Source organism: Paenibacillus sp. SER-28 (genome assembly GCF_052906305.1).
Map to the genome: position 1 here is coordinate 129,542 of NZ_JBRECM010000001.1, position 24,104 is coordinate 153,645.

Annotated in this window: 24 protein-coding genes; 17 read left to right on the forward strand and 7 right to left on the reverse strand. The window is 40.9% G+C overall.

Annotated elements, in window-relative coordinates:
- Positions 1 to 135 precede the first annotated feature (135 nt).
- Complete coding sequence (hcp, locus tag ACUYLD_RS00535) at positions 136 to 1,428, forward strand: hydroxylamine reductase (protein ID WP_061831199.1); 1,293 nt, start codon at positions 136 to 138, stop codon at positions 1,426 to 1,428.
- Between the two features lie 48 nt (positions 1,429 to 1,476).
- Here the strand turns inward: hcp and ACUYLD_RS00540 are convergent, their stop codons facing one another.
- Complete coding sequence (locus ACUYLD_RS00540; protein ID WP_446674209.1) at positions 1,477 to 1,824, reverse strand: helix-turn-helix domain-containing protein; 348 nt, start codon at positions 1,822 to 1,824, stop codon at positions 1,477 to 1,479.
- 451 nt (positions 1,825 to 2,275) lie between these two features.
- Here ACUYLD_RS00540 and ACUYLD_RS00545 point away from each other — a divergent pair, with 451 nt between their 5' ends.
- The 9 genes from ACUYLD_RS00545 to ACUYLD_RS00585 all read left to right on the forward strand — a co-directional run bounded on the left by ACUYLD_RS00545 (position 2,276) and on the right by ACUYLD_RS00585 (position 12,062).
- On the forward strand, positions 2,276 to 2,818 hold the full coding sequence (locus ACUYLD_RS00545) for a hypothetical protein (RefSeq protein ID WP_446674210.1): 543 nt from the start codon (positions 2,276 to 2,278) through the stop codon (positions 2,816 to 2,818).
- 76 nt (positions 2,819 to 2,894) lie between these two features.
- Positions 2,895 to 3,221, forward strand: a complete 327-nt coding sequence (locus ACUYLD_RS00550; protein ID WP_446674211.1) for a nucleoside triphosphate pyrophosphohydrolase — start codon at positions 2,895 to 2,897, stop codon at positions 3,219 to 3,221.
- A 323-nt stretch (positions 3,222 to 3,544) separates the two neighbouring features.
- Positions 3,545 to 4,306 (forward strand): hypothetical protein, encoded by a 762-nt coding sequence (locus ACUYLD_RS00555; RefSeq protein WP_446674212.1) that lies wholly within the window; start codon positions 3,545 to 3,547, stop codon positions 4,304 to 4,306.
- 202 nt (positions 4,307 to 4,508) lie between these two features.
- On the forward strand, positions 4,509 to 5,159 hold the full coding sequence (locus ACUYLD_RS00560) for a hypothetical protein (RefSeq protein ID WP_446674213.1): 651 nt from the start codon (positions 4,509 to 4,511) through the stop codon (positions 5,157 to 5,159).
- A 396-nt stretch (positions 5,160 to 5,555) separates the two neighbouring features.
- Positions 5,556 to 6,521 carry an SMEK domain-containing protein gene (locus ACUYLD_RS00565; protein ID WP_446674214.1) on the forward strand — a complete coding sequence of 322 codons (966 nt, stop codon included), beginning with the start codon at positions 5,556 to 5,558 and terminating at the stop codon, positions 6,519 to 6,521.
- Positions 6,522 to 6,817: 296 nt separating this feature from the next.
- Positions 6,818 to 7,069, forward strand: a complete 252-nt coding sequence (locus ACUYLD_RS00570; protein WP_446674215.1) for a hypothetical protein — start codon at positions 6,818 to 6,820, stop codon at positions 7,067 to 7,069.
- A gap of 139 nt (positions 7,070 to 7,208) precedes the next feature.
- Positions 7,209 to 8,861 carry a dsDNA nuclease domain-containing protein gene (locus tag ACUYLD_RS00575; protein ID WP_446674216.1) on the forward strand — a complete coding sequence of 551 codons (1,653 nt, stop codon included), beginning with the start codon at positions 7,209 to 7,211 and terminating at the stop codon, positions 8,859 to 8,861.
- Positions 8,861 to 9,412 (forward strand): ABC-three component system middle component 1, encoded by a 552-nt coding sequence (locus ACUYLD_RS00580; RefSeq protein WP_446674217.1) that lies wholly within the window; start codon positions 8,861 to 8,863, stop codon positions 9,410 to 9,412. Before ACUYLD_RS00575 ends, ACUYLD_RS00580 begins: the two co-directional genes overlap by 1 nt.
- Positions 9,387 to 12,062, forward strand: coding sequence for an AAA family ATPase (locus tag ACUYLD_RS00585; RefSeq protein WP_446674218.1), 2,676 nt, complete (start codon positions 9,387 to 9,389; stop codon positions 12,060 to 12,062). The genes ACUYLD_RS00580 and ACUYLD_RS00585 overlap by 26 nt, the downstream gene beginning before the upstream one ends.
- Before the next feature lie 155 nt (positions 12,063 to 12,217).
- Here the strand turns inward: ACUYLD_RS00585 and ACUYLD_RS00590 are convergent, their stop codons facing one another.
- Positions 12,218 to 12,349, reverse strand: coding sequence for a hypothetical protein (locus tag ACUYLD_RS00590; RefSeq protein WP_446674219.1), 132 nt, complete (start codon positions 12,347 to 12,349; stop codon positions 12,218 to 12,220).
- A gap of 548 nt (positions 12,350 to 12,897) precedes the next feature.
- Between ACUYLD_RS00590 and ACUYLD_RS00595 the strand changes: the two genes are divergently transcribed.
- On the forward strand, positions 12,898 to 13,479 hold the full coding sequence (locus tag ACUYLD_RS00595) for a hypothetical protein (RefSeq protein WP_446674220.1): 582 nt from the start codon (positions 12,898 to 12,900) through the stop codon (positions 13,477 to 13,479).
- A 157-nt stretch (positions 13,480 to 13,636) separates the two neighbouring features.
- Here the strand turns inward: ACUYLD_RS00595 and ACUYLD_RS00600 are convergent, their stop codons facing one another.
- On the reverse strand, positions 13,637 to 13,924 hold the full coding sequence (locus ACUYLD_RS00600) for a hypothetical protein (protein WP_446674221.1): 288 nt from the start codon (positions 13,922 to 13,924) through the stop codon (positions 13,637 to 13,639).
- A gap of 171 nt (positions 13,925 to 14,095) precedes the next feature.
- On the opposite strand from ACUYLD_RS00600, the gene ACUYLD_RS00605 reads away from it, so the two are divergent.
- The 4 genes from ACUYLD_RS00605 (at position 14,096) to mmsB (ending at position 18,642) form a co-directional block, all read left to right on the forward strand.
- Positions 14,096 to 14,299, forward strand: a complete 204-nt coding sequence (locus ACUYLD_RS00605; protein ID WP_446674222.1) for a helix-turn-helix domain-containing protein — start codon at positions 14,096 to 14,098, stop codon at positions 14,297 to 14,299.
- 527 nt (positions 14,300 to 14,826) lie between these two features.
- Positions 14,827 to 15,912 carry a multiple monosaccharide ABC transporter substrate-binding protein gene (gene chvE / locus ACUYLD_RS00610; protein WP_053324803.1) on the forward strand — a complete coding sequence of 362 codons (1,086 nt, stop codon included), beginning with the start codon at positions 14,827 to 14,829 and terminating at the stop codon, positions 15,910 to 15,912.
- 32 nt (positions 15,913 to 15,944) lie between these two features.
- Positions 15,945 to 17,495, forward strand: coding sequence for a multiple monosaccharide ABC transporter ATP-binding protein (gene mmsA, locus ACUYLD_RS00615; protein WP_250259152.1), 1,551 nt, complete (start codon positions 15,945 to 15,947; stop codon positions 17,493 to 17,495).
- Positions 17,479 to 18,642 (forward strand): multiple monosaccharide ABC transporter permease, encoded by a 1,164-nt coding sequence (mmsB, locus tag ACUYLD_RS00620; protein ID WP_023987351.1) that lies wholly within the window; start codon positions 17,479 to 17,481, stop codon positions 18,640 to 18,642. The genes mmsA and mmsB overlap by 17 nt, the downstream gene beginning before the upstream one ends.
- Before the next feature lie 97 nt (positions 18,643 to 18,739).
- Here the strand turns inward: mmsB and ACUYLD_RS00625 are convergent, their stop codons facing one another.
- Both ACUYLD_RS00625 and ACUYLD_RS00630 read right to left on the reverse strand, forming a co-directional pair.
- Complete coding sequence (locus tag ACUYLD_RS00625; RefSeq protein WP_446674223.1) at positions 18,740 to 19,639, reverse strand: SDR family oxidoreductase; 900 nt, start codon at positions 19,637 to 19,639, stop codon at positions 18,740 to 18,742.
- A gap of 76 nt (positions 19,640 to 19,715) precedes the next feature.
- Positions 19,716 to 20,468 (reverse strand): MBL fold metallo-hydrolase, encoded by a 753-nt coding sequence (locus tag ACUYLD_RS00630; protein WP_446674224.1) that lies wholly within the window; start codon positions 20,466 to 20,468, stop codon positions 19,716 to 19,718.
- 158 nt (positions 20,469 to 20,626) lie between these two features.
- Between ACUYLD_RS00630 and ACUYLD_RS00635 the strand changes: the two genes are divergently transcribed.
- Entirely contained in the window at positions 20,627 to 21,052 is a 426-nt protein-coding gene (locus ACUYLD_RS00635) for an Lrp/AsnC family transcriptional regulator (protein WP_446674225.1), read from the forward strand.
- Positions 21,053 to 21,117: 65 nt separating this feature from the next.
- Here the strand turns inward: ACUYLD_RS00635 and ACUYLD_RS00640 are convergent, their stop codons facing one another.
- On the reverse strand, positions 21,118 to 21,630 hold the full coding sequence (locus tag ACUYLD_RS00640; protein ID WP_446674226.1) for a GNAT family N-acetyltransferase: 513 nt from the start codon (positions 21,628 to 21,630) through the stop codon (positions 21,118 to 21,120).
- 133 nt (positions 21,631 to 21,763) lie between these two features.
- On the opposite strand from ACUYLD_RS00640, the gene ACUYLD_RS00645 reads away from it, so the two are divergent.
- Positions 21,764 to 22,690 carry an EcsC family protein gene (locus ACUYLD_RS00645; RefSeq protein WP_446674227.1) on the forward strand — a complete coding sequence of 309 codons (927 nt, stop codon included), beginning with the start codon at positions 21,764 to 21,766 and terminating at the stop codon, positions 22,688 to 22,690.
- 50 nt (positions 22,691 to 22,740) lie between these two features.
- Here the strand turns inward: ACUYLD_RS00645 and ACUYLD_RS00650 are convergent, their stop codons facing one another.
- Complete coding sequence (locus tag ACUYLD_RS00650) at positions 22,741 to 24,009, reverse strand: MFS transporter (protein WP_069291294.1); 1,269 nt, start codon at positions 24,007 to 24,009, stop codon at positions 22,741 to 22,743.
- Positions 24,010 to 24,104 lie beyond the last annotated feature (95 nt).

Here is a 24,104-nt window from a genome sequence, read left to right on the forward strand (position 1 = left end):
AATGAGGGATGAGTCCGACACTGTCTAATAATAAACTGTAAGAAAAAATGTGTGTGTAATCACACCTACGCATTCAGGGGTTTGTTACGCTGGGGATAACGAACAAATATCTATCAATATTTGGAGGAAAACGATATGTTTTGTTATCAGTGTGAACAGACGCCGAGTGGCGGGTGTAAAGTAGTTGGGGTGTGCGGGAAGGATGAGACGGTAGCGAGCTTGCAGGATACGATGATTTTTGCATTAAAAGGGATCGCTGCCTATGCGACACATGCTCGTCAGTTGGGATATAGCGATCCTGAGGTGGATCGGATCACGCACGAAGCGTTATATATGACCTTAACCAATTCTAACTTTAATGTACAAGAGCATTTGGAAATGGCGATGAAGGTCGGAAATGCGGCTGTACGGATCATGGATGTGCTGGATCGTGCGCATACGGATCGTTTTGGTATTCCGCAGCCGATTACCGTCAGTCAGAATAAAATCGAAGGCCAATGTATCGTCGTGACTGGACATAATTTGTATGCGCTGGAGGAATTGTTGCGGCAGACGGAGGGTAAAGGTATCAACATCTACACCCACTCAGAAATGCTGCCTGCCCACGGTTATCCGGCATTGAAGAAATATGCACATCTCAAAGGGAATATCGGTAAGGCCTGGTACGATCAGCGTAGACTGTTCGAGGAGTTCCCGGGTGCGATTCTCGCCACGACGAATTGTGTTATGCCGATTAAAGGCACGTATGCAGACCGCTTCTTCTCTTATGAAGTAGCCGGGCTGGAGGGAGTAGCCAAGATCATGGACGACGACTTTTCACCATTGATCGAGCGTGCATTAGCCCTGCCAGCCGCAGATGTAGATTCGGAGCAGGTGCTTACGACAGGATATCATCACGAAACGGTTATCGGGCTGGCTCCTGAGATTATTCAGGCGGTTAAAGACGGGCATATCCGCCGTTTCTTCGTCATTGCAGGCTGCGATGCACCGGGCAAAGGCGGCAACTATTACCGCGAGCTGGCGACATCCTTGCCGAACGATACAGTTATTCTGACCACGTCTTGTGGTAAATTCCGCTTTAATGACGTGGACTACGGCACCGTTGGAGATACCGGCATTCCGCGTTATATTGATTTGGGACAATGCAACAATTCGGGTTCTACTGTGAAAATCGCTCTGGCATTAGCAGATGCTTTCGGCTGTACAGTGAACGAGCTGCCTGTCAGCATCGTGCTGTCCTGGTTTGAGCAAAAAGCGGTTGCCATCCTGCTAGGCTTGTTCAGCCTGGGCATTCAGGATATTCGCATTGGGCCGAAGCCGCCTGAGTTCATTTCTTCTGGCGTGCTGGATGTACTGGTGGAGATGTTTGGCTTGAAGCTCATTACGACTGCAGAGGAAGATATGAAAGCGATGCTGGCGTTATCGTAAGGAATAGAGATGGTGAGGAACTGCAAAGCGCAGTTCCTTTTTTCTGCTTCATCGTTCATCGATTCTCATAAAGATGTCCGTAAGAATCTTTAGTGCCAGCTCAGTATCTTTGGATTCACGAGTTCTTAGGAGAGTCAAAATGGTTTTTATACTCGAATCTTCTTCGGTAAGCTCATCATTTTCCTTTACATATGTAAGCAACTGATAGACGCCCACGTTCAATGCCTTCGCTATTTTCTCCAGATTTTTCAAAGATATATTTCTCTCCGCACGCTCAATGAAACCAATATAACTCGAATTGAATCCTGCTTTTTCGGCTAAAGCTTCCTGGGAAAGCCCTTTAGACTTTCGAATATCTCGAATACGCGTACCGACTAATTCTAAAAGTTCTGACATGATTACACCTCTCTATAGTAAGAATTTCACAAAATTCGATTCCAATCGCTCCGAAATGTAATATATAGACGAACGAGATCATCTCGACCTATATATTATTTATTGGAAGTCGCTTATTGGATTTTGCAAAATCCTCTAGTTAGAAGTGTAGAGAAAGAGTTACATCTAATTAATAAGTGTTAGTAAGTAAATTGAATTAAAAACTACTATATAGTAATATTTATTATGAAGCTTGTCCGATAGCTAGAAAATTATACATCTTGATGGTTACATAATTGTGCTACGTTGCTCACATTGTTTCAGGATTTTGCAAAATTCGATTCCAGTCGCTCCGAAGTGCAAGATATAGACGAACTAAACCATTTCGATCTATATCTTGTTCATTGGAAGTCGCTTATGGGATTTTTGCAAAATCTCGTTTATGAAATTTTAATTCAGGAGTTGATTCCCCTTGAAACATTACTCCTTAAGTCCCCAACTACATAGTGTTTCCGAGTTCAAACTGCCTAAGTACAGCGACACCTACATATTCAATTGCATGATGGATTTTCAAAAACTTGCCGAATACCAGATCAAGCTTGCACAAATGATGCGCGACCATAAACAGTTTCACAACTGCCTCATTCTTTGTGATCGTGCGCTGTTTTCTATGGCTAAGGCCATTTATGTTCATCGAAACCAAATCATTCCATCGTATATTCGTTTATCCGTCACTGACCTGTTCCCTTTAATTCACACAGAGGCTGAGCCCAATTTAGATATGGTGTTGTTTTTCGGTACGGTACATTATCTGGTTTCGGGAGAAGATGATGTAACTAAAGAGCCGATGAAGCTGGGGGAAGTAGACAAGTTGCTTTATAAAACGGACTCTATTCTAGAGTCTCTGTCACAGCGAATCGTAGCTGATCCGTCTAAGCGGTATCCATCTATTTATAAAGAAAATCCATTTAATGAGTCGTTAGATCTTTTATCAATAATACCCGATTCTTTTTGAGCCAATGATATAATAATGAAAAGGAAGATGTTGGATACAGGCTAATGCCTCCACATCAGAAAGGGTGTTATTTCATATGCCTACATACAACAAGCTGGTGCGGGATCGGATTCCGCATATTATTATGTCTCAGGGCAAGGAATGTCGGACACGCATTTTGGACCCTGAGGAATATAAGCAGGAACTGCGAACGAAGCTTCGTGAAGAGGCTGAGGAATATTTTGAAGCGGAAAAAGATCAGGATGCACTGGAAGAGCTGGCGGATATGCTGGAAGTCATCCGAGCGCTGGCAGAAGTACATGGAGCCAATGCAGCAGAACTGGACAAGCTGCGGGCAGACAAAGCCAAGGCGCGAGGTGGCCTTCAGGAGCGGGTGTTTTTAATTGATGTTGATGAAGCATAATGACAAGTGGTACACATGGAATAAACCTATTTTCTTATATATTATGTATAGTTAACGTTTGATGATTCTTACGTACATGTCATTGATGGGATGCCCGTGTGAATCAATTTTTCAAAAAGTCTTCTGTTGTGAAGGCAGGGATTTTTTTGTTTTTAACTATAGTTAGCAGTCGTAATATTCTTCCATTTGATGATACAATATAAACATGATTCAAAAGGACTATTTCAAATATGATGATTCATTTAACTTATTATATTCCTTGTTTTCACGAAGTTCGTAAATAAGACGTTATCCGAAACCACTTAAAGCCGAGGAGATGAAGAATGAAAAAGTTTATTGAATACACAGGATATTCGAATTTACCTATATCTAAAGAAGTATTAGAGATAGATTTCTCGACACGAAAAAATGAAATTGAGCACATATCTATAACTTTCGATAATAAAGAAAACAAGGGAATAGTTATTATCAAAATCGATTTTACGAACGATATTGAATTTGAGCTTGCTAAGAGAATTGCAGAAAAAAAGATTGACCAAATCATAAAAGGAATAATATTTACTAGTGGAATCCAGGTTCATGGAATAGAGCAAACTTTACATAATTTTGCTGAATATAAGAGTGGTTTTAGTGATCATTCAATGGTACTTACTGTTCCGTTTAAATTTAACCTTACCCAGTTAGATGAAATAAAATCTTTGACTAAATCTGAAAAGACAAATCACGTTTATTATGATCTGTATCGTCAAGCGATTAATCACGATGATAATTTAGGGAAATTTATGTTTTTGTATAGTCTTTTAATGCTAGTTCTTAAGACTGATTATCAGTCGGAAGTTGATAAATTTATTGTGAAAGCAAAGAAAGATGAAAAAAAATTAAAACAACGATCAACAAAGCTAATTGAACAAAAAGACGGTACTCGCAAGAGAAGTAAGAGGCTTGAAACTAGATTTACTTGGTTAAGGAATCAAGTCGGCCACACACAAGAAGATAGTGAAATCACAAAAGCTATCAATGAAATGAAAGATTGTTACAAGGTGCTGAAAGAAATAGTTAAACAAGCTATCAAAGAGAATATATAGTTCAACTATTCAAAGAAAAGTGGCATCGGATAACATAATATTCAAGCTGCGGCTCCTTTGGAGCCTTGGTCTGTAAGTTGGATTTCGGAGAGGTATTTCAGCAGACAACCCCTTCGGGGTTCATGAATACAGGAACGTTATGCGTAATTACTGTAATTAAAAAATTATATCTAAATTGAATTTTAAATGGAGATTTATCATAATGTGGAGAATGAAGCTTAGAGTTCTGTGTGCCTTATTGTTTCCGTTTTTTCTTTCTTTTTTCTTTGTTACAATGCATCATTATTTTTTTGGTTATGCTTATAAATGGGAAGGGGATATCTTCTTAATCTTACTTTCTTTTTTTGGTTTACTAATTTTTGACACTCTTATAAGCATAATTTGTGAAGGGTTGATGCCTCATCCTTCTCAAAAGTGGCTTGATAAAAAGCAGGTAAGAAACCTTATTCGATATTGCAAGGAAAAGCCACAGCAAGAAGGTGAATTTTTGGTTTTTGCATCAAAAGAGAACGAAAAAACTTGGTTTCATCTGTCTCAGAAAAACAACGACACAGAATCGAGACTAATGTCATTCTTCCGTAATCATGTTCAGTGGTTAGAATTAGTAAGTTACAAAGTTATAGTTCCAATTTCAGAAGTTGAGATTGAGAACATATATATAAGAAAACCGGAGTTTTCAGTGTGTATAGTGGGACCATTAAAAGTTAGAGCGAAGGTGGAAACAAAGTTTAATTGGCACAATGATCGTTTACATTTAGGATTCGCTCTCAGATACTACTATATGTATGTTATAAACATTATTTTGAACCTTCGCTTTTTGTTTGGATTTTGGAAGCCAAGCAAACATAAATAATATGTATGACAATTAAGGAAGTCCGAATTGAGAAGAAGTAACTACATAGAGAACGAGCAGAATATTGTATTAACAAAGCTCTCTATTACATGCAACAAGGGATGTATGAGTGAAATGTATAATTTTAACTTTTGAATAACGAATTATAAATTGACTTGAACTTTTATAACCTTTTCATTCTGATTTACTTTTTTATAGCTAAAATAAGTTTGAAGTTAGACCTTAGAAGATTCGGAAAGGGTAGTCACTACGCATAACATAGTATTCATGCATTGGGCGTACGCCCTCGGTCCGGCAGAAGGTTTTCGGGGAAGTAGAAGCAGCCGGACACATCTGGCCTTCGCCAGGTGTCGAGAATATAGTGAACGTTATGGGTAATTCTTTTTCAGAGGTGAAATGATGAGAAATCAAGATGAAGTATATGAATGCATTACTTATCTAACACGTTGGATAAGCGAGATAAGATTAAATAATGCAATTGGATACTATGACATTAATAAAATTTCAGAAAATTTATGTGTAACTATATTAAATGAACTTTATGGATACAAATTAATTAATGCCAACAATGAAATCACTAATGCTTGTGCTGTTGATTTAATAGATCACGAAAATAAACTTGCTATCCAAGTTACTTCCAGGATTGATGGTAAAAAAATCAAAGAGACATTAATTGACTTTGTAAAGAATGAACTGGATCAATCGTATACAAATGGTGTTAAATTTCTAATTTTAAATTTTGAGTCTGTAAAGAAAGGACATTATAGATACAAAAATGTATACAAAAATTTTGATTTTTCAAGTGACGTGATAACTGACAGAATGCTAATGAAAAAAATAGAAGAAATATACCGAACGGACTACGATCACTTTTTGACCATACTGAAAACATTACGGCATGAGTTCGGCAGTAGAAATATAGAGGTGAAAAATGATCTGGAAATGCTAGAAGAAATATCTCGTTGTTTTGATAGGCCAGCATTTTCAACCCCTTTTTATCAAGAAAGTAACCTCCCTAATTTTATTAAGGCTATTGAAGGAACGATTGAAGTGTTAAATACTGGAGTATATAGACTCAGGGATGGAAGTGTTATTAAAGAAATAAGCTCTAGGGCAAGTTTAAAAGATAAAGGAGTGAGAGAAACATTATCTCAAATCGTCGATGACCTCATTGAATTAAGATATCTATACGAAGAGCTTATTCGTAAAAATGAAATTAAGGTTTGTGGATGTAACGATCAAAGTTGTGGCGTTCATTTCATTTCTCCTGTTGCAATTGAAACAATGGATAAAATAAGAAAACAAATTCTATTAAAGTTCAAAGGTGTTTATAGAGATTTTGAAATGAAGATAAGGTACTAAAAAAGAACTACGCATAAAAATATTCACGCTGCGGGCATACGCCCTGGGTTCGGCAGGAGCCGGACACCTCGCTTCTGGCCGAGGTCGTGAATACAGGAACGTTAGATGTAACCGTTGAAAAAATTCTATAAAGGATGATTATTCATGGAAGCAAAAGAATTTAAAGAATATCAAAATTATCAAGTGAATTTTCTGAGTTTATTTCTGATAAAGACAAAGGAATTAGACGAAGTGTAAAGTACCTAGAGACAGTCGCCGAAGTTGAAACAATTAAATCGAATTTTCTATGGGGTAAGATGACTGTAATTAGTGATTTAAGGAATGACTTAATTCATCGTTATGGAATGGTGGGTAGGGAAGATAAAAAACGAATCTATCAAGAAGAATTAGATGTATTTGTTATTGATAGAAATATCCGAATGACTTACGAAAATATAATATCAATTTATGAATATGTTAGAAGATTTATGGAGTTTGTTTTTAGCAGAAATATTAAAAAGGGAATGAAAAAAAGGATGATAAATAAAAAAAATGAAGTGATAGCCTAGTCACAGATGACGAACTTCCAATAACATAATATTCAAGCTACGACTCCTTACTTAGAAATTAAGAATTACTAACGATTTAATAAGATTGACGATATAACTACGATAAAGAACATAATGACATTAAGGGGTCTAATTCACTATGGAAAAGTTAGAGCAAATCATTACGCACTATATTGAAAACCAAGAAGACAAAATCGCTGAGAGCGTAACATTTTTGCAAGAGAACGTAATAGGTAAAAATAGCAATGAGATCGCTGAGTTAATTGCAAAGGTTATTCCAGAAGAAACGGGAGGAATTGTTGCAATTTCGGGATTTTATTATCAATTCTTAGTTGCAATTGAGTATATGATAGACATGCTTAAAGGCAAGTGGGATTATATTTTTATAGAGCATCTTGATGACATAGTTGTTGGAAAAGACAAAACGGTAAGGTTCATTCAAGTGAAGACTAGTGAGAATGTAAAAATGGAAGCGACAACTAGTCCTGCATCTGGTTTGTATCTTCGATCACCATTAGCGGGAAGAACAGACAGAAAAAATAACAGTTGGATTGACAAATTATTATCCAAGGCAGAATTACTCCAACAAAAAGATGGGTATACCACTCAATTCCAGTTATATTCGAGTTATCATTTTATAAAAACTAGAGATTATGATTTTGATGTATATACTGGAAACTCTAATTACGATATGGAGATTGCAGATGCCGATCATTTGCTTTTAAAAGTTAGTGATTCTGTATGTAATAAAAATGGAGAGAGTTATGACTACGAAATCAAATGCGGAGAAAAACCTAAAGAGCTTTTAAGGAGATTTTATTTGCATACTGGTACGGGACTACAGAATTTAGAGGTATTTGAGGATCATTTGTGTATGAGGCTCAGCGAGTGGTTATTCCAAGATGTTGGGGACAGAGTCAGGGTTCATCCCAAGGATCTGAATACATTAATTGGTGATTTATGTACAAGGTGTACATATAGAGATAGTGCAGAAAGATTGCTTATAACGAGGGATAAATTAGAAGAAATTTTGGGCGAAATTAGAGCAAGATGCCTGAACTCAGTTGAGCAGACTTCTGAGAAGCATGGTAATATGTCTGCCGTTTCAAGAATTATTGATTCTATAGTCAGCGATATTGGGTCCTGTGTTCATGCATCTACATTCAAGGACAAATTATACACCTATCGAGAATATCTTGAAAAATGGGTTGAAAACGGAGGTAACATTCGAACTCTAATTGAGCGATATGTTGACGGTACTATTAAAAGCTCAGCTTATGCCAACTTAAAAGAGGTAAATAGGGAGCAAAAACTATACGATTTTTTCAATATTGTATTCATCATGATGATTGTTAAGGACTCCGTTTTGGAATTCACTGATTCGAATAGCTTATTAACTAAGAAATGCACGGTTTCTAATCTTTTATTTTCATTTTTAAGCTTGGAATCAAGAAGCAATTTAGAAACAGGCCTACAGAAACTTGAATCAATCATACAACAATCTGACACGAATGATCATCTTTACCTGTTGGATAAGTCACTAAGAATTGTGTTTCAAAATTATACAGACAGGAGATTTACGGAAACCGTTCGTCATGAAATTAAAAGCTTCTCGGAGATTCAGCTAAAAGGATTTGAAAATGAGCAGCCACTTAATAAAGTAACGTATCTGGTTGACATCATTCCAGGGAAAGAAATTAGGGATGACTTTTTGGAAGTTTTAGACGAACAAGATTGTTTTCGAGATAAAATGCAAGAAATTTGGGATAAGTATTGCAACGAGGTGAACTGATGGATATTTTTAACGCTACTCATAACAGGCTACTCGAAAATGGTTTTGAAGTATACGACATAGAAGAAATTAGGGGATTAGGTGCCTCATTTTATAAGTCTTCTGTAAATAATATGGTGTTAAAAAAGCTGCATTATAACGAAGAAATAAACTTGATAAAATCATTCTCCAATGAAATAAGATCTATTTTAATGGAAAGTAGAGAAAATATCTGGAATACTTATTTGTTACTCTGCATAGGTAATGAAATTGATTTTGAAACAAACTACAAGATTGAACGTGATACTAATTCACTGCGTAAATACGCCATATGCAGTGAGTTAGACTTAGATCGAATCCCCTTTTTGGACAAATATAGAGTCATAAATAAACCAATTAAAAACGATGTAACTCTGGAGGGGGAAAGTGAGTACCTACAAGAAATCATTCTTTTTCTACAAGAAAGCGATGGGAAACAGAATAAATTGACTGCAGATCAGTTGGATGAGTTGATGAATAAAATATTGAAAATGGTGGAGCTACGCTATGAAAATAGACAAAATAACTCTTAAAAATTTTAGAAACTATTGTGGCGAAGTTTCATTTGATCTGACGAGAAAAATAACTATTTTGCATGGAGATAACGGGTTTGGAAAAAGCTCTTTTTTTGATGCCATTGAGTGGTGCTTTACAAGTAAAATTTCGCACATGAATGGCACTGATGCAGAAATAAAAAGGGACATTTTTAATAAACGTTGTAAATTTCAAGAGAATGAGGTTTTATCAGTTTCTATTGAATTTGATGGAAACACATTAACTCGTTGGTTCAGTGTCACTGGAAATGGCCATGGAAACGACTATGGATATACGCAGGTTGCCTTGAATAGTAGTGATGGAAAATCTTATCGGGGGCAAGTGGACGTTGAAACATTCTTGAAACAAGGAACTTTAGATCAGACAAGCTTTGGACGCGGCAGCTATGGACAACTTATCAAACAGACATTTATATTATCTCAAAGCCAAGTCACGGATTTTGTTACATCGGAAGAACCTTCTGAACGATTCAGAGCGCTGGCAGATATTATGGGATTCAGGGCTTTACTAAATGAGTCTGATAATATGAAGAAAATACACACGTCTTTGATCAAGCAATCTGAGGCTATAAGTAATCAAATTACCTTACAGGAGAATTCAATGAAGGGGAAGCAGGAGGTGAAAAAGGAAGTCGATATTTTTGAGTTTAATAGGAAACTACTGGACATTGGTTTTAAAGAGTTTGATAGTAATATAGATACTCAAATTAATGAATCTCACAAGCAGGCACTTTCTGATAAAGTTAATGCCGAGAAGTTTTTAGAGCTTTACGAAGAGATAAATTTAGAGCGTTTCGAAACAGTGAGAATTATTGTAAATCAAATTTCCGAGAAAGAATCAATTCATGAAAATTTGAAGACCCGAGGGGAAGAAGTAAAAGAATTATTGAAGAGAATAAACCAGAGAACTAATTCCTATATAAAAGAAAGGGAGAATATTCAAAAGTACAATCAAACGCGAAAAACCATTCAAGAAAAGGAACAAGAGTTAGCTTCATATGACATGGATTCCGTGGACTTAGATAAAGTCAGGGAGAATCTTAATGTTATTAGAAAGAAGGCCTCTTCCTTAGAATTTGTGCTGTCTTTCCAGCCTACTATCGCGCAAAATTTAGAACGACAAAAAAATCTACCTGCTAACAGACGACTTTCTATAAAAATAGAAGCTACTCTTAGAAAAAGAAAAGAAAAGTTAGTTAATTTGACGGAAAAACTATCTCTGGTTATACAAGAAAATAAGGACAATTTACTTCTTCAACTTATTGCAAACATAAAAGATATAAAAGGTTATGTCGCTGCAAATAACTTGGAGAGATGCCCAGTATGCTCTTCTATCCCCGAAGAAAACTTAGAGACTTGCATTGATCATAACATTCTTTCATATACAACAAAGTTAGAAGAGGATACTTCTTACGTTAGTAAAGCTATTTCATTAAGAAGCAAGATCTCCCATAAGTTGGCTAAAACGGATGAGAGAATCAACGAAATGAACAATAACATCACAAAAATGAATTTAGAATTAGAACGTTTGAATGAGGAGTACAACACCTACAGAAATAACGATTTGTTTTCTGAGGAACTGAGTCAAGCTGCGGCTTCTGATTTAAACGATGAGTTAAGCAAGGCAAGAGAAGAAATTATCTTGCAGCAAAAAATCATTGAATTGAAAATCTCTCTTGAAAAACTAAAAGATGAATTGAAGGATCTTGGAAATGCAACTTCTTCAAAGATAATAAAAACGGAGAATGAGGTAGAGCAGTCGATTGAACGAATGAGAAGGGCGAGCGGCAGAGTAGTAAAGTATCAGAATCAAATCGAGAGCAATATTCAACAACTGTATTCTGATATTCAGGATAACCAAATTATTTTAAAGCGTCTACGTCCATTTCTAAAGCAGGAACAGTACGATATTCCACTCCAATCTTTAATTTCTAAAAATAAAGATTTGATTTCCAGTAATGAACAGAAGATAAGCAGACTGTCAGATGTAAGTCAAGTGCAATATACAATTAAGCACAATCAGGAAATTCAAAACCAAATTCAAGAAGTCAAAAAAACAATTGAGGAACTTGATAATAAGAAAAGTGAAATTGATCAGATTGCTGATTCTCTAGAGAAATATATTATGCAATTATTTGATTTCTTCGATTCGGACACAAAAGATTATTTGAACGACAGCAATTCTCCTATACAAAAGTATTACAGGTATTTGAATCCACTTCCAACTAACAATCTGATTCAGTTCGACGGAGCAGATGAAAAATTGTCTATTAAAGTTGTTTTTAAGGATGGTTTTGAAGAAAGTAATGCTCAAAATATACTGAGTTCTGGGCAACTAAACGTCTTGGCCATCTCTATTTTTTTGGCGATTAATGAAGCTCAAAATATCAATGCTCTCGACTTCATTGCAATTGATGACCCTATTCAAAATATGGATGATGTAAATCAGTATTCCATTTGTGATGTGTTAGGTCAGCTGGATAAGCAGATTATCTTTTCTACACATGACTTGGATTTTGTAAAACTATTTTTGAAAAAGAATGAACATAAAAAAGATGATATGCAGGTTTTCAGTTTTACAAGCCCGTTTCTTACTCAGAATAAAATACAGCATATTCTTTATGAATAAAATTTCATTCAAAAATCTCCGATCATTGTGGAGGAACAGGTGTACGATTTTTACTTTAGATAACTATTAAGCTTTCATTCACATCTCTTTCTCAAGGCCTTTTTATTAAAGAATCGCACCTAAATAAGTATACGTTTATGCAAACTTCAAGGAGGTTAGCTATTAACGAAGGAGTATTTATAAATAGAAGCTGCGAAATCCAGATATCGTTGCCAAGCGCCGCCGCTTTGGGTGGGTTCGGCTAGGGCTGATGTGTACAGGTCGCGCAGTCGATTTGCTCGATTCATAACGGGCACTCTTTTCTCCTTTGAAATGAAGGACGCGGAATCAGATTTCTCGTTCATATGCTTCTTGCACGTCACTGTCGACCGGTATAGGCAAGGGAAGAACTGGTTGTGATTGTTCTAATTCATGCGCATATTCGCTGTAGCGCAACTTAATTGTTTCAAAAAAGTAGGGCATTAGGTGGTGTCAAACATTTGGATTCGCGTCGAAAAGTCTTGTGGAGCTTGAGGGAAGCAGAAAAAACCGCAAAAACCTTGATTTATCAATGCTTTTCGTGGGTTTTAAATTTCTTTTGTTGGAGTTAAGTTCTGCCATCTTCCGAATAGCATGCTCAACTCGGAATCGAAGCGCGCCCGGCGATAAGAAAATGCAACGAGGGTAGCTCAGGAAGACAGAAGCAACCCTTAACATAATATTCACGCTACGGGCATTCGCCCTTGGTCCGGCATGGAAGGATTTCGAAGAAGTAGAGGTAGCCGGATCCCTAGGCATTCGCCGAGGTCGTGAATCAGGAACGTTATTAAAAATATTTATGAAGGGAGACAAATAATTGAATTATCACTTAAAACGATCTATTAAGTCCTTTATATCTAAGATTATTCTAATGATTATAGTTTCATTTTTGGGAAAAACTTTTTTTCCTGATGTATCAAAATTTATGTTCTCGTTTTATTTTTGGTTAATTTATTCGATCATTGTAATTGGTATATGTTATAAGAATTATAAAGAAATTATTGACTCTTCTAAACACATGGACTTGATTTATGAAACTAAAAAAGAAAAATTGTCTTATGCAAAGTTAGAGATGTATGCAGTGTGGTCAGGGACTTTTGTTGAAATAACTAAAACAAAATTAGACCTGTTAAAGACGTTCTCCCCCATACCCATCATAATATTTATCTTAGGTCTTTATACAAATAATAACTCCAATATTAATAGTAAGATCAATCTTTTTTCAACAGAATTATTACTTGGTGACTTGTTAATGTATCTGGGTATCGGTATCCCAGTATTTTACTTTTACTATATTTATTCAACATTTTCAGCTTATAAAAAACACATGAGAACAATGATAGATTATAAGGCTGAAGCAATTGTTGCGAAGGAGGAAATTAAGGAGTTCAGTAAGTAACTCAGTGACGACAAGGACTCTGAATAACATCCCATTCACGCAGCGTCACTACGTTCCTTGATCTGCCGAAAAATCGTGGCAGATAACTCCTGACGGAGTTCGTGAATGGGCAAGACGTTATACGACAGAATCAAAAGAAAAAAGAGCCAGAAGGCTCTCAGTCTAAAGATATATGTAATTCGTTATGCAGGTGAAGAGCGTCCTTAAAACCTTGCAAATAAATTTCACGTTCTAAAATAGCTTGAACAGAAAGCTCAGCATCATCGTAAAGAAATAGGGTCTTCTGTATATTTTCCGGTACTCCTTCACGTAACTGCTTGAAATAGAGATTCCGTTCGGATGAGAACTGGTTGTAGCTGGAGTTGTGTTTCATAAGCTTGCCATATAAAGATTCAATTCGAGTGTGAATCAGTGAATCAAGTAAGACTTCTAAAGAATTATGCATAATTAAACACCATCCAACGGATTTGATTTTGTGAATAAAAGTTTAACTTATTGAATATAATTTTAACATAACGAACATACAGATCAATACATATTGAAGATGTTTTTGATAAAGAAAATATACTTTCATATAATTAAAGAAAATTCACTTCATGTGTGAAAGGAATAACAGATGATTAGTTACAAACCTTTTCAAAAATTATTGATCGATAGGGAAATTAAGAAGCAAGACTTACTTAAAATGACGGGGATTTCGTCTGCTACAATGGCGAAGCTCAATACGAACGAATATGTATCACTAGAAGTGATTGACAAATTATGTGCGGCTTTAGGTTGTCAGCCAGGAGATTTATTGGAACACTTAGCAGAGCAATGACAGATCAAGATCAAGGAAGAATTTTAGTTGATCGAAGAAGTGATTCCGTCGTATAACAAAAATATTCAAGCTGTGACTCCGTTGGAGCCTGGGCCTGCTATATAGTCTTTTTATCTAATAGGATTAGCTGGCGTTTACTTGCCCACACGAACCTCTCATTGATGAATTGTAAATAAAAGTGTGAACTCTTTAGATAGCCGATTTAATGATTCAACAAATTGAGACTTTGCCAATCGTAAGAAGGCTAAGTCTTTTTTTTCATTTCAAAACATTTGACGGCTCTCCCGACAATCTCCATTCTCCTTAAATCCAATCCCGTCTCCTCCCTCCACACAAAGGTTAAAATTTTATAAAAAAAGTTCAAAACCAGCAAAGACCTTTCCCGGGCTGGAATGATACCATGTGTTTGCACATAAAAAAAGGAGAGGTACTCGTTGCCTCACTTATGTAAGCGCTATCTCGTTTCAACTCTAATCAGCACTTACCTTCAAATTGACCCGCATCACATGAGGAAAGGGGAACTTCATATGAAAAAAGGAGCTGTTGTCGTATGGCTTCTGGTTTTGGCCCTGATGCTTTCGGCCTGTAATTTGGCGGAGAGTGGAACGGGTAGCAAGGAAAAAGGCTATGTGGGCATTTCCATGCCGACCAAATCGTCCGAGCGTTGGGTAGGGGACGGAGAGAATATGGTCCGGTTGTTTCAGGAGCAAGGCTATAAAACGGATTTACAGTACGCCGAGGACGTGGTGGAAAACCAAATCTCTCAAATCGAAAATATGATCACCAAGGGTGTCAATGTTATGGTGATCGCTTCGGTCGACGGAAACACGCTGACGGATGTAATTCAGAAGGCACACGACCGAGGCATTCAGGTCATTTCTTACGACCGGCTGATTCGCAACACACCGTATCTGACGTATTATGCGACCTTCGATAACTTTAAGGTGGGCGTGCTACAGGCGGCGTATATTGAGAAAAAGTTAGGACTTAAGGAAGGCAAAGGCCCATTCAATATCGAGCTATTCGGTGGTTCACCGGATGACAATAACGCTTATTTCTTCTTTAATGGCGCGATGTCTGTACTTAAACCGTACGTGGATTCCGGCAAACTGGTCGTGCGCAGCAAGCAGATGACGATGGCGCAGATCGCTACACTGCGGTGGGATGGAGCATTGGCCCAGTCGCGAATGGATAACCTGCTGAGTGCGTACTATTCGGGGGCTAATCTGGACGCGGTACTATCCCCTTATGACGGAATCAGTATCGGTATCATTTCATCCCTGAAAGGGGTCGGATATGGATCAGCGAACAAGCCGCTGCCGATCATTACAGGGCAGGATGCGGAGCTGGCTTCCATCAAGTCGATTGTGGCTGGGGAGCAGACGCAAACTGTATTTAAGGACACTCGCAAGCTGGCTGAGCAAACGGTCGTGATGGCCAACAGCATTTTACAGGGCAAACAAGCGGAAGTGAATGACACTGAATCCTATAACAACGGTAAAAAGATCATTCCTGCTTACTTACTTGATCCAATCTCGGTGGATCGGACGAATGTGGAAAAGGATATTGTCGGCAGTCACTATTACACCAAAGAGCAAATCGGACTGAAATAAGGGTAAGAATCCAACCGAAAGGAGCGTATCCCATGACTGGAATCATTTTGGAAATGAAGGGAATTACCAAAACCTTTCCCGGCGTGAAGGCATTGGAAAATGTAAATCTCAAGGTCAAGGAAGGCGAAATCCATTCCCTGTGCGGTGAGAACGGTGCGGGCAAATCGACGCTGATGAAGGTACTAAGCGGTGTATATCCGCATGGAACCTATGAAGGGGATATTGTTTTCCAGGGCAAAACGTGTGAGTTCAAGGATATCAAGCAGAGCGAGGAATTGGGCATTGTCATTATCCATCAGGAGCTGGCGCTGATTCCGTATCTCTCGATTGCGGAAAATATTTATCTGGGCAACGAACGCGCCAGTGGTGGTGTGATTGATTGGAAAGAGACTTTTGTGGGTACACGCGATCTGCTGTCCAAGGTCGGTTTGAGTGAGAATCCCAATACATTAGTTACGAACATCGGGGTCGGGAAGCAACAACTGGTCGAAATTGCGAAAGCGCTCTCTAAAAAGGTGAAGCTGCTTATTCTCGATGAACCGACAGCGGCGTTGAATGAGGATGATAGTGAAAATCTGCTTAATTTGATGCTGGAATTTAAAAGACAGGGCATTTCCTGCATTCTCATCTCCCACAAGCTGAATGAAGTCGCAAAGGTGTCGGATTCAATTACGATTTTGCGGGATGGGAAGACGATTGAGACACTGGATATGAAAAAGGATGAGGTCACGGAGGATCGGATCATTAGCGGGATGGTTGGACGTGATCTGACCAGCCGTTATCCAGAGCGTCATGCCGAGATTGGCAAAGTCGTTTTGGAAGTGAAGGATTGGACGGTGTATCACGAGCATCATGCAGACCGCAAGGTGCTGGATCAGGTGAATTTGAACATTCGTCGCGGTGAAATTGTCGGTATTGCCGGGCTGATGGGGGCGGGACGGACCGAGCTGGCAATGAGCATTTTTGGCAAGTCGTACGGACGCAACATTTCCGGTCAGCTGATTAAAGACGGCAAGCCGATCCAGAACAACACGGTTACGGACGCGATCAACAACGGCTTTGCCTATGTGACAGAGGATCGTAAGGAGTATGGCCTCATTCTGATGGATGATATCAAGCGTAATATTTCGCTGACTGGCCTGAACAAGCTGACGAAGGGCGCTGTCGTCAATGAGCAGGAGGAAGTCGTCGTTGCAGAGGAAATGAAAAAAAGCATGAACATTAAAGCGCCGAGCATTTTACAGAAAACGGGTAATCTGAGTGGTGGCAATCAGCAGAAGGTGGTGCTGAGCAAATGGATTTTTGCCGGGCCGGATATTCTGATTCTGGATGAGCCGACACGCGGCATTGATGTGGGCGCCAAATATGAAATTTATACGATTATTCATCGACTTGCCGCTGAAGGCAAGGGAGTGCTGGTCATTTCGTCCGAGCTGCCAGAGGTACTAGGCTTGTGTGACCGGATTTATGTCATGAATGCTGGGCGGATCACTGGAGAGGTTAGCCGTGAGGACGCGTCGCAGGAAACGTTGATGAGATATATGACCAAGTCAGGAGGCGTGAAGCATGGAAACCATAACTAAACTATTTAAAAATAACATTCGCCAATATGGCATGATGATTGCGCTGGTCGTCATTATGATTTTGTTCGAGGTGCTGACGGGCGGCCTGCTGTTGAAGCCGATTAATATTACAAATCTGATTCTGCAAAACAGCTACATTCTCGTGCTGGCCATCGGGATGGTGCTGGTTATCATCACTGGGCATATAGATTTGTCCGTCGGTTCCATAGCCGCTTTTGTCGGTGCGGTTGCCGCCATAATGATGGTCGACTGGCAGCTTCCAGCATGGATCGCTGTGATTGCATCTTTGCTGGTCGGGGCGTTAATCGGCGCATGGCAAGGGTTCTGGGTCGCTTATGTACGGATTCCGGCATTTATCGTTACATTGGCGGGAATGCTGCTCTTTCGCGGATTGACCATGATCGTGCTGGAAGGCCAATCTATCTCTCCATTTCCGGGGGGATTCCAAAAAATCAGTTCAGGCTTCCTACCGGATTTTTCATCTACCGGTTATAACCTGGTATCCATCATTGTCGGTATTGCACTCACGGTATGGTTTATCGTGAACGAACTTCGCGAACGCCGTTCTCAGCTTAAATATGGATTTGAGGTTCCGTCACAGACGTTATTTGTACTCAAGTTGATTGTGGTAGCTGCTGTCATCAATTTGTTCACCTTCATGCTCGCGAGCTACGCGGGGATACCTAACATTCTCGTGCTGTTGTTCATACTGATCGTTGTATACTCCTTCGTCATGAACCGCACGATTATGGGCCGTCATGTGTATGCGTTGGGTGGAAATGAAAAGGCAGCGGGTCTGTCCGGTGTCAAAACGAAAAAAGTAACGTTCTGGGTATTCGTCAATATGGGCGTGCTGGCCGCCATTTCCGGTCTGATCTTTGCTGCACGTCTGAACGCGGCTACGCCGAGAGCAGGTACGAACTTTGAGCTGGATGCCATCGCGGCTTGCTTTATCGGCGGTGCTTCGGCATCCGGCGGGATCGGTACCGTTTTTGGAGCCATTATCGGTGGTTTGGTCATGGGCGTACTGAATAACGGTATGTCTCTGATTGGTTTGGGTATTGATTGGCAGCAAGGCATCAAGGGCTTGGTACTGTTGCTGGCGGTTGCCTTCGATATTTACAACAAAAACAAAAGATCAGCTTAAGCTCAGATTCGATATCGTAAAACAAGACACCTCCAGTCCCACTTAAAATGTGGATGCTGGAGGTGTCTTGTTTGTTAGGTCTTGTCAGCCAACGCAACTAATCCGTCACCATTTGTCCGCCATTGACATGCAGCGTTTGCCCTGTAATGTAGGAGCCATCATCCGAAGCCAGCAGCACATAGGCGGGGGCCAATTCATAAGGCTGCCCGGCACGCTTCATCGGCGTATTGGTGCCAAAGGTGCGGATCGCTTCGGGCGACTGTGTCACGGCATTCAGCGGAGTCCAGATCGGGCCCGGAGCAATGGCGTTCACGCGGATGCACTGATCGACCAGATTATTAGCCAGAGCGCGGGTGAAGCTGACAATGGCTCCTTTGGTAGCTGAATAGTCGATCAGATTTTTTTGACCAACATAGGCTGTAACCGATGCCGTATTGACGATGCTGGCCCCAGCCCGCATATACGGCAGTGCTTCTGTAGTCATATGGAAGAAGGAAATAATATTCGTATCAAACGTATCACGAAGCTGCTGCTCGCTGATATCCAGATACGATTCGCGCACAAACTGAATACCTAGGTTGTTAATCAGGATGTCAATACGACCAAAGGTTTCCATCGTTTGTTGAACAACCAGACAGCAGTTGCTTTTTAGCCTTAGATCGCCCGGAATTAACAAACAACGTCTGCCGAGCTTATGAATGACATCACGGGTTTCCATAGCATCTCGATGCTCATCGAGATAGGCAATGACCACATCGGCCCCTTCCTTGGCAAATGCCACAGCAACCGCACGACCAATACCGCTGTCTCCGCCGCTAATAATAGCCACCCGATCCAGAAGCTTTCCGGTGCCGATATACTTTGGATTATCATAAATAGGGCGTGGAACCATCAGGTATTCCAACCCCGGCTGTCTATATTGATGCTGGGGAGGAAAGACAATCGGAACTTCTTTACATTGGGTTTGTGTACCATAATAAGGATATTGCCAATTCATTGATAATCCCTTCTTTAGGCGTTTTGAAATCCAATATATTCAAAATGGGCGCAAGCGGTGACTCGGGATTATCGCCTTATCCCGAAATCGTCGCTCCATCTGATGGAATATGGACACGTCCCTCCAAACCTTCACGGTTGATGTGTTCCGTAAGCTCGGAGCGAGTTAGTAAACAATGGTTGATTGCTTCCATGTGGACAGCCACGATTTGTGTGTAAGAGGCATGCTGCGCAACAGCCGTTACATCTTGGGCAGTCATAATGATGGGATCACCAATCGTAAACCGAGCCCCTCCAGCGTTCACAATTGTCCACTCCGGACGGTATTTATCCAGTGCTTCCGCGACTTCACTGCACCAGATCGTATCCCCGGCCAAATAGACGACAGGTTCACCTGGTGCCTGAAACACAAAGCCGGATACGGGTCCCATCTGTTCCCCGATTTCTCCGGTGCCGTGATGCCCGGTAGTACGGATGATCTCAATTTCTCCCACGGAGCCAGCCACCGAAATCGGAGTAACCTGTGTAAAACCGTCAGCAGTAATTTGTTCTTCATTTCCGGGCTGGCAGAAGACGGGAATTTGTTTGTCCAACCAGCGTACTGCTGCCGGGTCCCAATGATCGGGATGCAAATGTGTGACGATCACAACATCAGGCTGTCCGAGTGCCTGCCATTGCGGCGGCAAGGGAACCAGCGGATTACGGCGGGCATTTTCCGTATTGGGAACCGGCGGATTTACGCCAGCATCACTCAACATCGGATCAACCAGAAATTTTACTCCAGCGTATTCGATCCATAAGGTTGCGTTGCGGATTAGTGTGATTTTCATCTATGGAAGCTCCTTTGGTAGTGAATGTTTTTGGACAGAGTGTATTTTCGGTGGTTCTTTGTTTCTGTTACAATCATATCTGACGCAAGGAGCTACAGGCTACGGCCTGCTGAAAGGAAAACCAGCATTATCGTTTCATCATGAAAGGAAAAATAACTATGGAACTATTCGTACCTGATGACACCGATCTGCGCATTCTTCATCATTTAATTGAAGACAGCTCTTTATCGCACAAGGAGATCGGTCAGCTTGTTCATTTGACAGGCCAAGCAGTAGGAGCGCGTGTTCGAAAAATGCAGGATGCGGGCATTATCGAGGGCTATACGCTGCGCTGGAACCCTGAGAAAATTGGACAGACGATTCATGCCTTTATTACGGTTTTTTTGAATTCAGGAGCAACTCACAGTGCTTTCCAGGCTTTTGCACGGGAGCATCCCTCTATTGTCGAAATCCATCGAGTGAGTGGGGAAGGCTGTTATTGGATGCGCTTGCGCATGTCATCACAGGCAGAGTTAAATACCATGCTGGATGAGCTTACGAAGTTTGGTAATTACAAATTGAGTTTTTCCATTGGTGAGATTTAACGATAAAAGCTTTCGGCGTTTGTGCCGAAAGCTTTTTTATTTGGGCGAGGGCTATGAGGTCAACGTTATAGGCTCATTTTTAAAATATGCTGTAATCCGTGTTGTCCCATTTTAGTGTTGCCTTCATCGATAAAGCCGCATTTGCGATACAGACTTTGGGCAGATAGATTACGGGCATTGACGCCCAGTACAATCTCGCGAATATGTGGGAAGTGTCTGGCGATGAACTGTGGTAGTAGAAGCAGCCCTTTCTTAGCGAATCCTTGTCCCTGATCTGCGTAATGAATAGAGAACGCGCGCAGCAGCAGTGCCTCAGAAGTATTCGTATAGTCCGCTAATTCATCCCCATCGTATAAAATGAAAAATCCAACGGGTCTTCTAGTAGCCGTAATCACGACAGGATGGCGGTGCGGATCTTCCTTGGCCAGTGTCAGCATTTCATCCGGCATTCCAGTAAACTGCTTCTGCTCCTCAGGCAAGTAGAAGGTATGTAAAATGGCATGATGTTCACAATGGTAAGGGACAAGCTCTACATTAGCAGTTGAAGAAGACTGTGAGGCGAATGTGGGATTATTCATCATTACACTCCGATCTGTATGGATTTTTAACTTTCTTTATCATCTAGTTTGCTAAAAAAAGAAACCTGAACTCGCCTTACTTACGTATTACCCATACATAAACTAGCATAGTCAAAAGGAGACGTCTACGGTTATGAAGCAGCTTACAGAATATCGGGAAAGCCAGGACGTATTGCGTCATGAGCTGAAGAATATTGAAAAATGGGAAAAGGAACAGAAGGACATTTTTTTCTGGGAAAAAATCGGTAGATGGCCTTTTATGCTGCTGGATCGGCTGACGCCCAAAGTCATTAAAGACAAGCTGGAGCAACTGCTTAATGAGATGGGTAGTTTCATTCAGAACGGCGGCAAATATTTGGTGAAGGAAGAAACGGTTCTGAACAGGCTGAAAAAGATGGCCCATGAACATGTAATTCAGCAAAATGGCGCAGATTCCGTGTCGGATACGCAGGACCTGCCTCGTGCCGGGGAAAACGCTGATTCGGAACATAGTGCCGAACCTAGGTGGGAGTTGAAGCAGGCGGCTGAGCTCCCGTTAACAATCATGGATCGGACTGCTGACGATATGACGTCGGCTCGTATTACCTTTGCTACCGCTCAGGGAGCAACAACGGGAATTGGCGGTGTGTTTACGATTGCGGCGGATATTCCTCTTTTGCTCGGCTTGTCACTCAAAGTGCTTCAGGAAATAGCCTTGTGTTATGGCTTTAATCCCCATGATAAGCAGGAACGCATTTTTATTATTAAATGTATGCAATTTGCTTCATCCGATATTGTGGGTAAGAAGGCCGTATTAGAGGAGCTGGCTTTGTTTGATGATCCTTCACGTCAGGCACAGGTTTTTTCCCAGATGCAGGGATGGAGAGAGGTCATTAACACTTATCGTGACCAGTTTGGATGGAAAAAGCTGCTTCAAATGGTCCCGATTGCGGGTATTTTGTTTGGCTCCATTGCGAACCGAAGCGCTATTAGTGACGTAGCTGAAGCAGGGAAAATGCTGTATCGGAAGCGTCGGATTTTAATGCGTTTGGCAGAAGTAGAGAGTGAGGAGTTACGTTAGGTGGGTATAAAGGTGTGCAGCGGCCAAAATGGCCGCCACACGTTTGCCTGTTACACTTCGGCTCCATTTTCTTCCGCCCAGCGGTTCAGGGTTTTATCTGTAGGAAGCAGGAAGGTTAAGATGCCGAGCAGTGGCAAAAAGCCGCATAGGAACATGATGTGAGTGATGCCTACCTTGTCGATCCAGTTGCCGAGCACAAGTGCGCCCACACCACCAAGGCCAAAAGCGAGGCCCGTAATGAGACCGGACACGGTCCCGATTTTGCCGGGCACGAGCATCTGTGCATATACGACTGTGACCGAAAAGCTAGACAGCATAATAAATCCGATAATTGCCAGCAGGATTGCCGTCCAGAATTGGTTGGCATAAGGTAGTGCCAGTGCGAGTGGTGCAGCTAATACCATGGACAGAAAAATCATGTTGCGTTTACCAAAACGGTCCGCGAGCGGACCGCCAAAGAAGGTGCCCAGCGCTCCAGCCCCGAGGAACAGGAAAATGTAAAGCTGTGCATCAGCCAATGGCATTTTAAATACTTCCATCAGGTAAAACGAATAGTAGCTTCCGACCGAGGTCGAGTACCACGAACGGACGAATACCAGTAGAATGAGGACAATCATGGCAAACATAACGCGGTTACGCACTTCGGGCTTCATGCGGCGTGCCACCGCTTTTTTGCGTGCAATGCCTTCTGTACGTAGGACGTTACCGTACCAGCGGGCGATGAACGATTGCACCACAATTCCCGCTGCCGCAATACCTGTGAACCAGATCGCGCCAAATTGTCCTAACGGAATAAAAATCCAGCTCGTGAGCATCGGCGCCAGCGATTGGCCCGCATTGCCGCCAACTTGAAAAATGGATTGTGCCAATCCCCGACGCGGCCCGGCCGCCATATGGGATACGCGCGAGCCTTCAGGGTGAAAGGCAGCCGAGCCCAGACCCACAAAAATGACTGCGATCAGCACCGCTTTATAATCGGCAGCATAGGCGAGCAACAGCATGCCAGTCAGCGTAAAGCCCATGCCGATGGGAAGGATAGCGGGCGTAGGCCGTTTGTCTGAAAACAAGCCAATCACAGGCTGCATGATTGAAGCTGTAAAATTGATCGCGAATGAAATCCAGCCGATTTGCGTGTAGTTCAGGCTCATAGATTCCTTTAAGATCGGAAAGATCGCTGGAATGACCGATTGAATCGAGTCATTGAACAGATGGACGAAACTGATCGCAATCAGTATCGCAAAAACGGTGCCTTTCGCTTGTGGACCCGGGAGGGGGAGCGATCGGCCCGTTTCATTTTTTGTAGCAGATTTACTAGTCATGGCATCCTCCGAATATGTATGTATATTTTAAGATATAGGAAGCGATCCGTTTGCAGCAAATGGCTGAAAGTGGGATAAAGGCCACCTTTACTCAT

Excerpts from the sequence above, each read along its gene's own strand:
- hcp (WP_061831199.1), top strand. The coding sequence starts at position 136 with ATGTTTTGTTATCAGTGTGAACAGACGCCGAGTGGCGGGTGTAAAGTA.
- ACUYLD_RS00540 (WP_446674209.1), bottom strand. The coding sequence starts at position 1,824 with ATGTCAGAACTTTTAGAATTAGTCGGTACGCGTATTCGAGATATTCGA.
- ACUYLD_RS00550 (WP_446674211.1), top strand. The coding sequence starts at position 2,895 with ATGCCTACATACAACAAGCTGGTGCGGGATCGGATTCCGCATATTATT.
- ACUYLD_RS00555 (WP_446674212.1), top strand. The coding sequence starts at position 3,545 with ATGAAAAAGTTTATTGAATACACAGGATATTCGAATTTACCTATATCT.
- ACUYLD_RS00560 (WP_446674213.1), top strand. The coding sequence starts at position 4,509 with ATGTGGAGAATGAAGCTTAGAGTTCTGTGTGCCTTATTGTTTCCGTTT.
- ACUYLD_RS00565 (WP_446674214.1), top strand. The coding sequence starts at position 5,556 with ATGATGAGAAATCAAGATGAAGTATATGAATGCATTACTTATCTAACA.
- ACUYLD_RS00570 (WP_446674215.1), top strand. The coding sequence starts at position 6,818 with ATGACTGTAATTAGTGATTTAAGGAATGACTTAATTCATCGTTATGGA.
- ACUYLD_RS00575 (WP_446674216.1), top strand. The coding sequence starts at position 7,209 with ATGGAAAAGTTAGAGCAAATCATTACGCACTATATTGAAAACCAAGAA.
- ACUYLD_RS00580 (WP_446674217.1), top strand. The coding sequence starts at position 8,861 with ATGGATATTTTTAACGCTACTCATAACAGGCTACTCGAAAATGGTTTT.
- ACUYLD_RS00585 (WP_446674218.1), top strand. The coding sequence starts at position 9,387 with ATGAAAATAGACAAAATAACTCTTAAAAATTTTAGAAACTATTGTGGC.
- ACUYLD_RS00590 (WP_446674219.1), bottom strand. The coding sequence starts at position 12,349 with ATGAATCGAGCAAATCGACTGCGCGACCTGTACACATCAGCCCTAGCC.
- ACUYLD_RS00600 (WP_446674221.1), bottom strand. The coding sequence starts at position 13,924 with ATGCATAATTCTTTAGAAGTCTTACTTGATTCACTGATTCACACTCGA.
- ACUYLD_RS00605 (WP_446674222.1), top strand. The coding sequence starts at position 14,096 with ATGATTAGTTACAAACCTTTTCAAAAATTATTGATCGATAGGGAAATT.
- chvE (WP_053324803.1), top strand. The coding sequence starts at position 14,827 with ATGAAAAAAGGAGCTGTTGTCGTATGGCTTCTGGTTTTGGCCCTGATG.
- mmsA (WP_250259152.1), top strand. The coding sequence starts at position 15,945 with ATGACTGGAATCATTTTGGAAATGAAGGGAATTACCAAAACCTTTCCC.
- mmsB (WP_023987351.1), top strand. The coding sequence starts at position 17,479 with ATGGAAACCATAACTAAACTATTTAAAAATAACATTCGCCAATATGGC.
- ACUYLD_RS00625 (WP_446674223.1), bottom strand. The coding sequence starts at position 19,639 with ATGAATTGGCAATATCCTTATTATGGTACACAAACCCAATGTAAAGAA.
- ACUYLD_RS00630 (WP_446674224.1), bottom strand. The coding sequence starts at position 20,468 with ATGAAAATCACACTAATCCGCAACGCAACCTTATGGATCGAATACGCT.
- ACUYLD_RS00635 (WP_446674225.1), top strand. The coding sequence starts at position 20,627 with ATGGAACTATTCGTACCTGATGACACCGATCTGCGCATTCTTCATCAT.
- ACUYLD_RS00640 (WP_446674226.1), bottom strand. The coding sequence starts at position 21,630 with ATGAATAATCCCACATTCGCCTCACAGTCTTCTTCAACTGCTAATGTA.
- ACUYLD_RS00645 (WP_446674227.1), top strand. The coding sequence starts at position 21,764 with ATGAAGCAGCTTACAGAATATCGGGAAAGCCAGGACGTATTGCGTCAT.
- ACUYLD_RS00650 (WP_069291294.1), bottom strand. The coding sequence starts at position 24,009 with ATGACTAGTAAATCTGCTACAAAAAATGAAACGGGCCGATCGCTCCCC.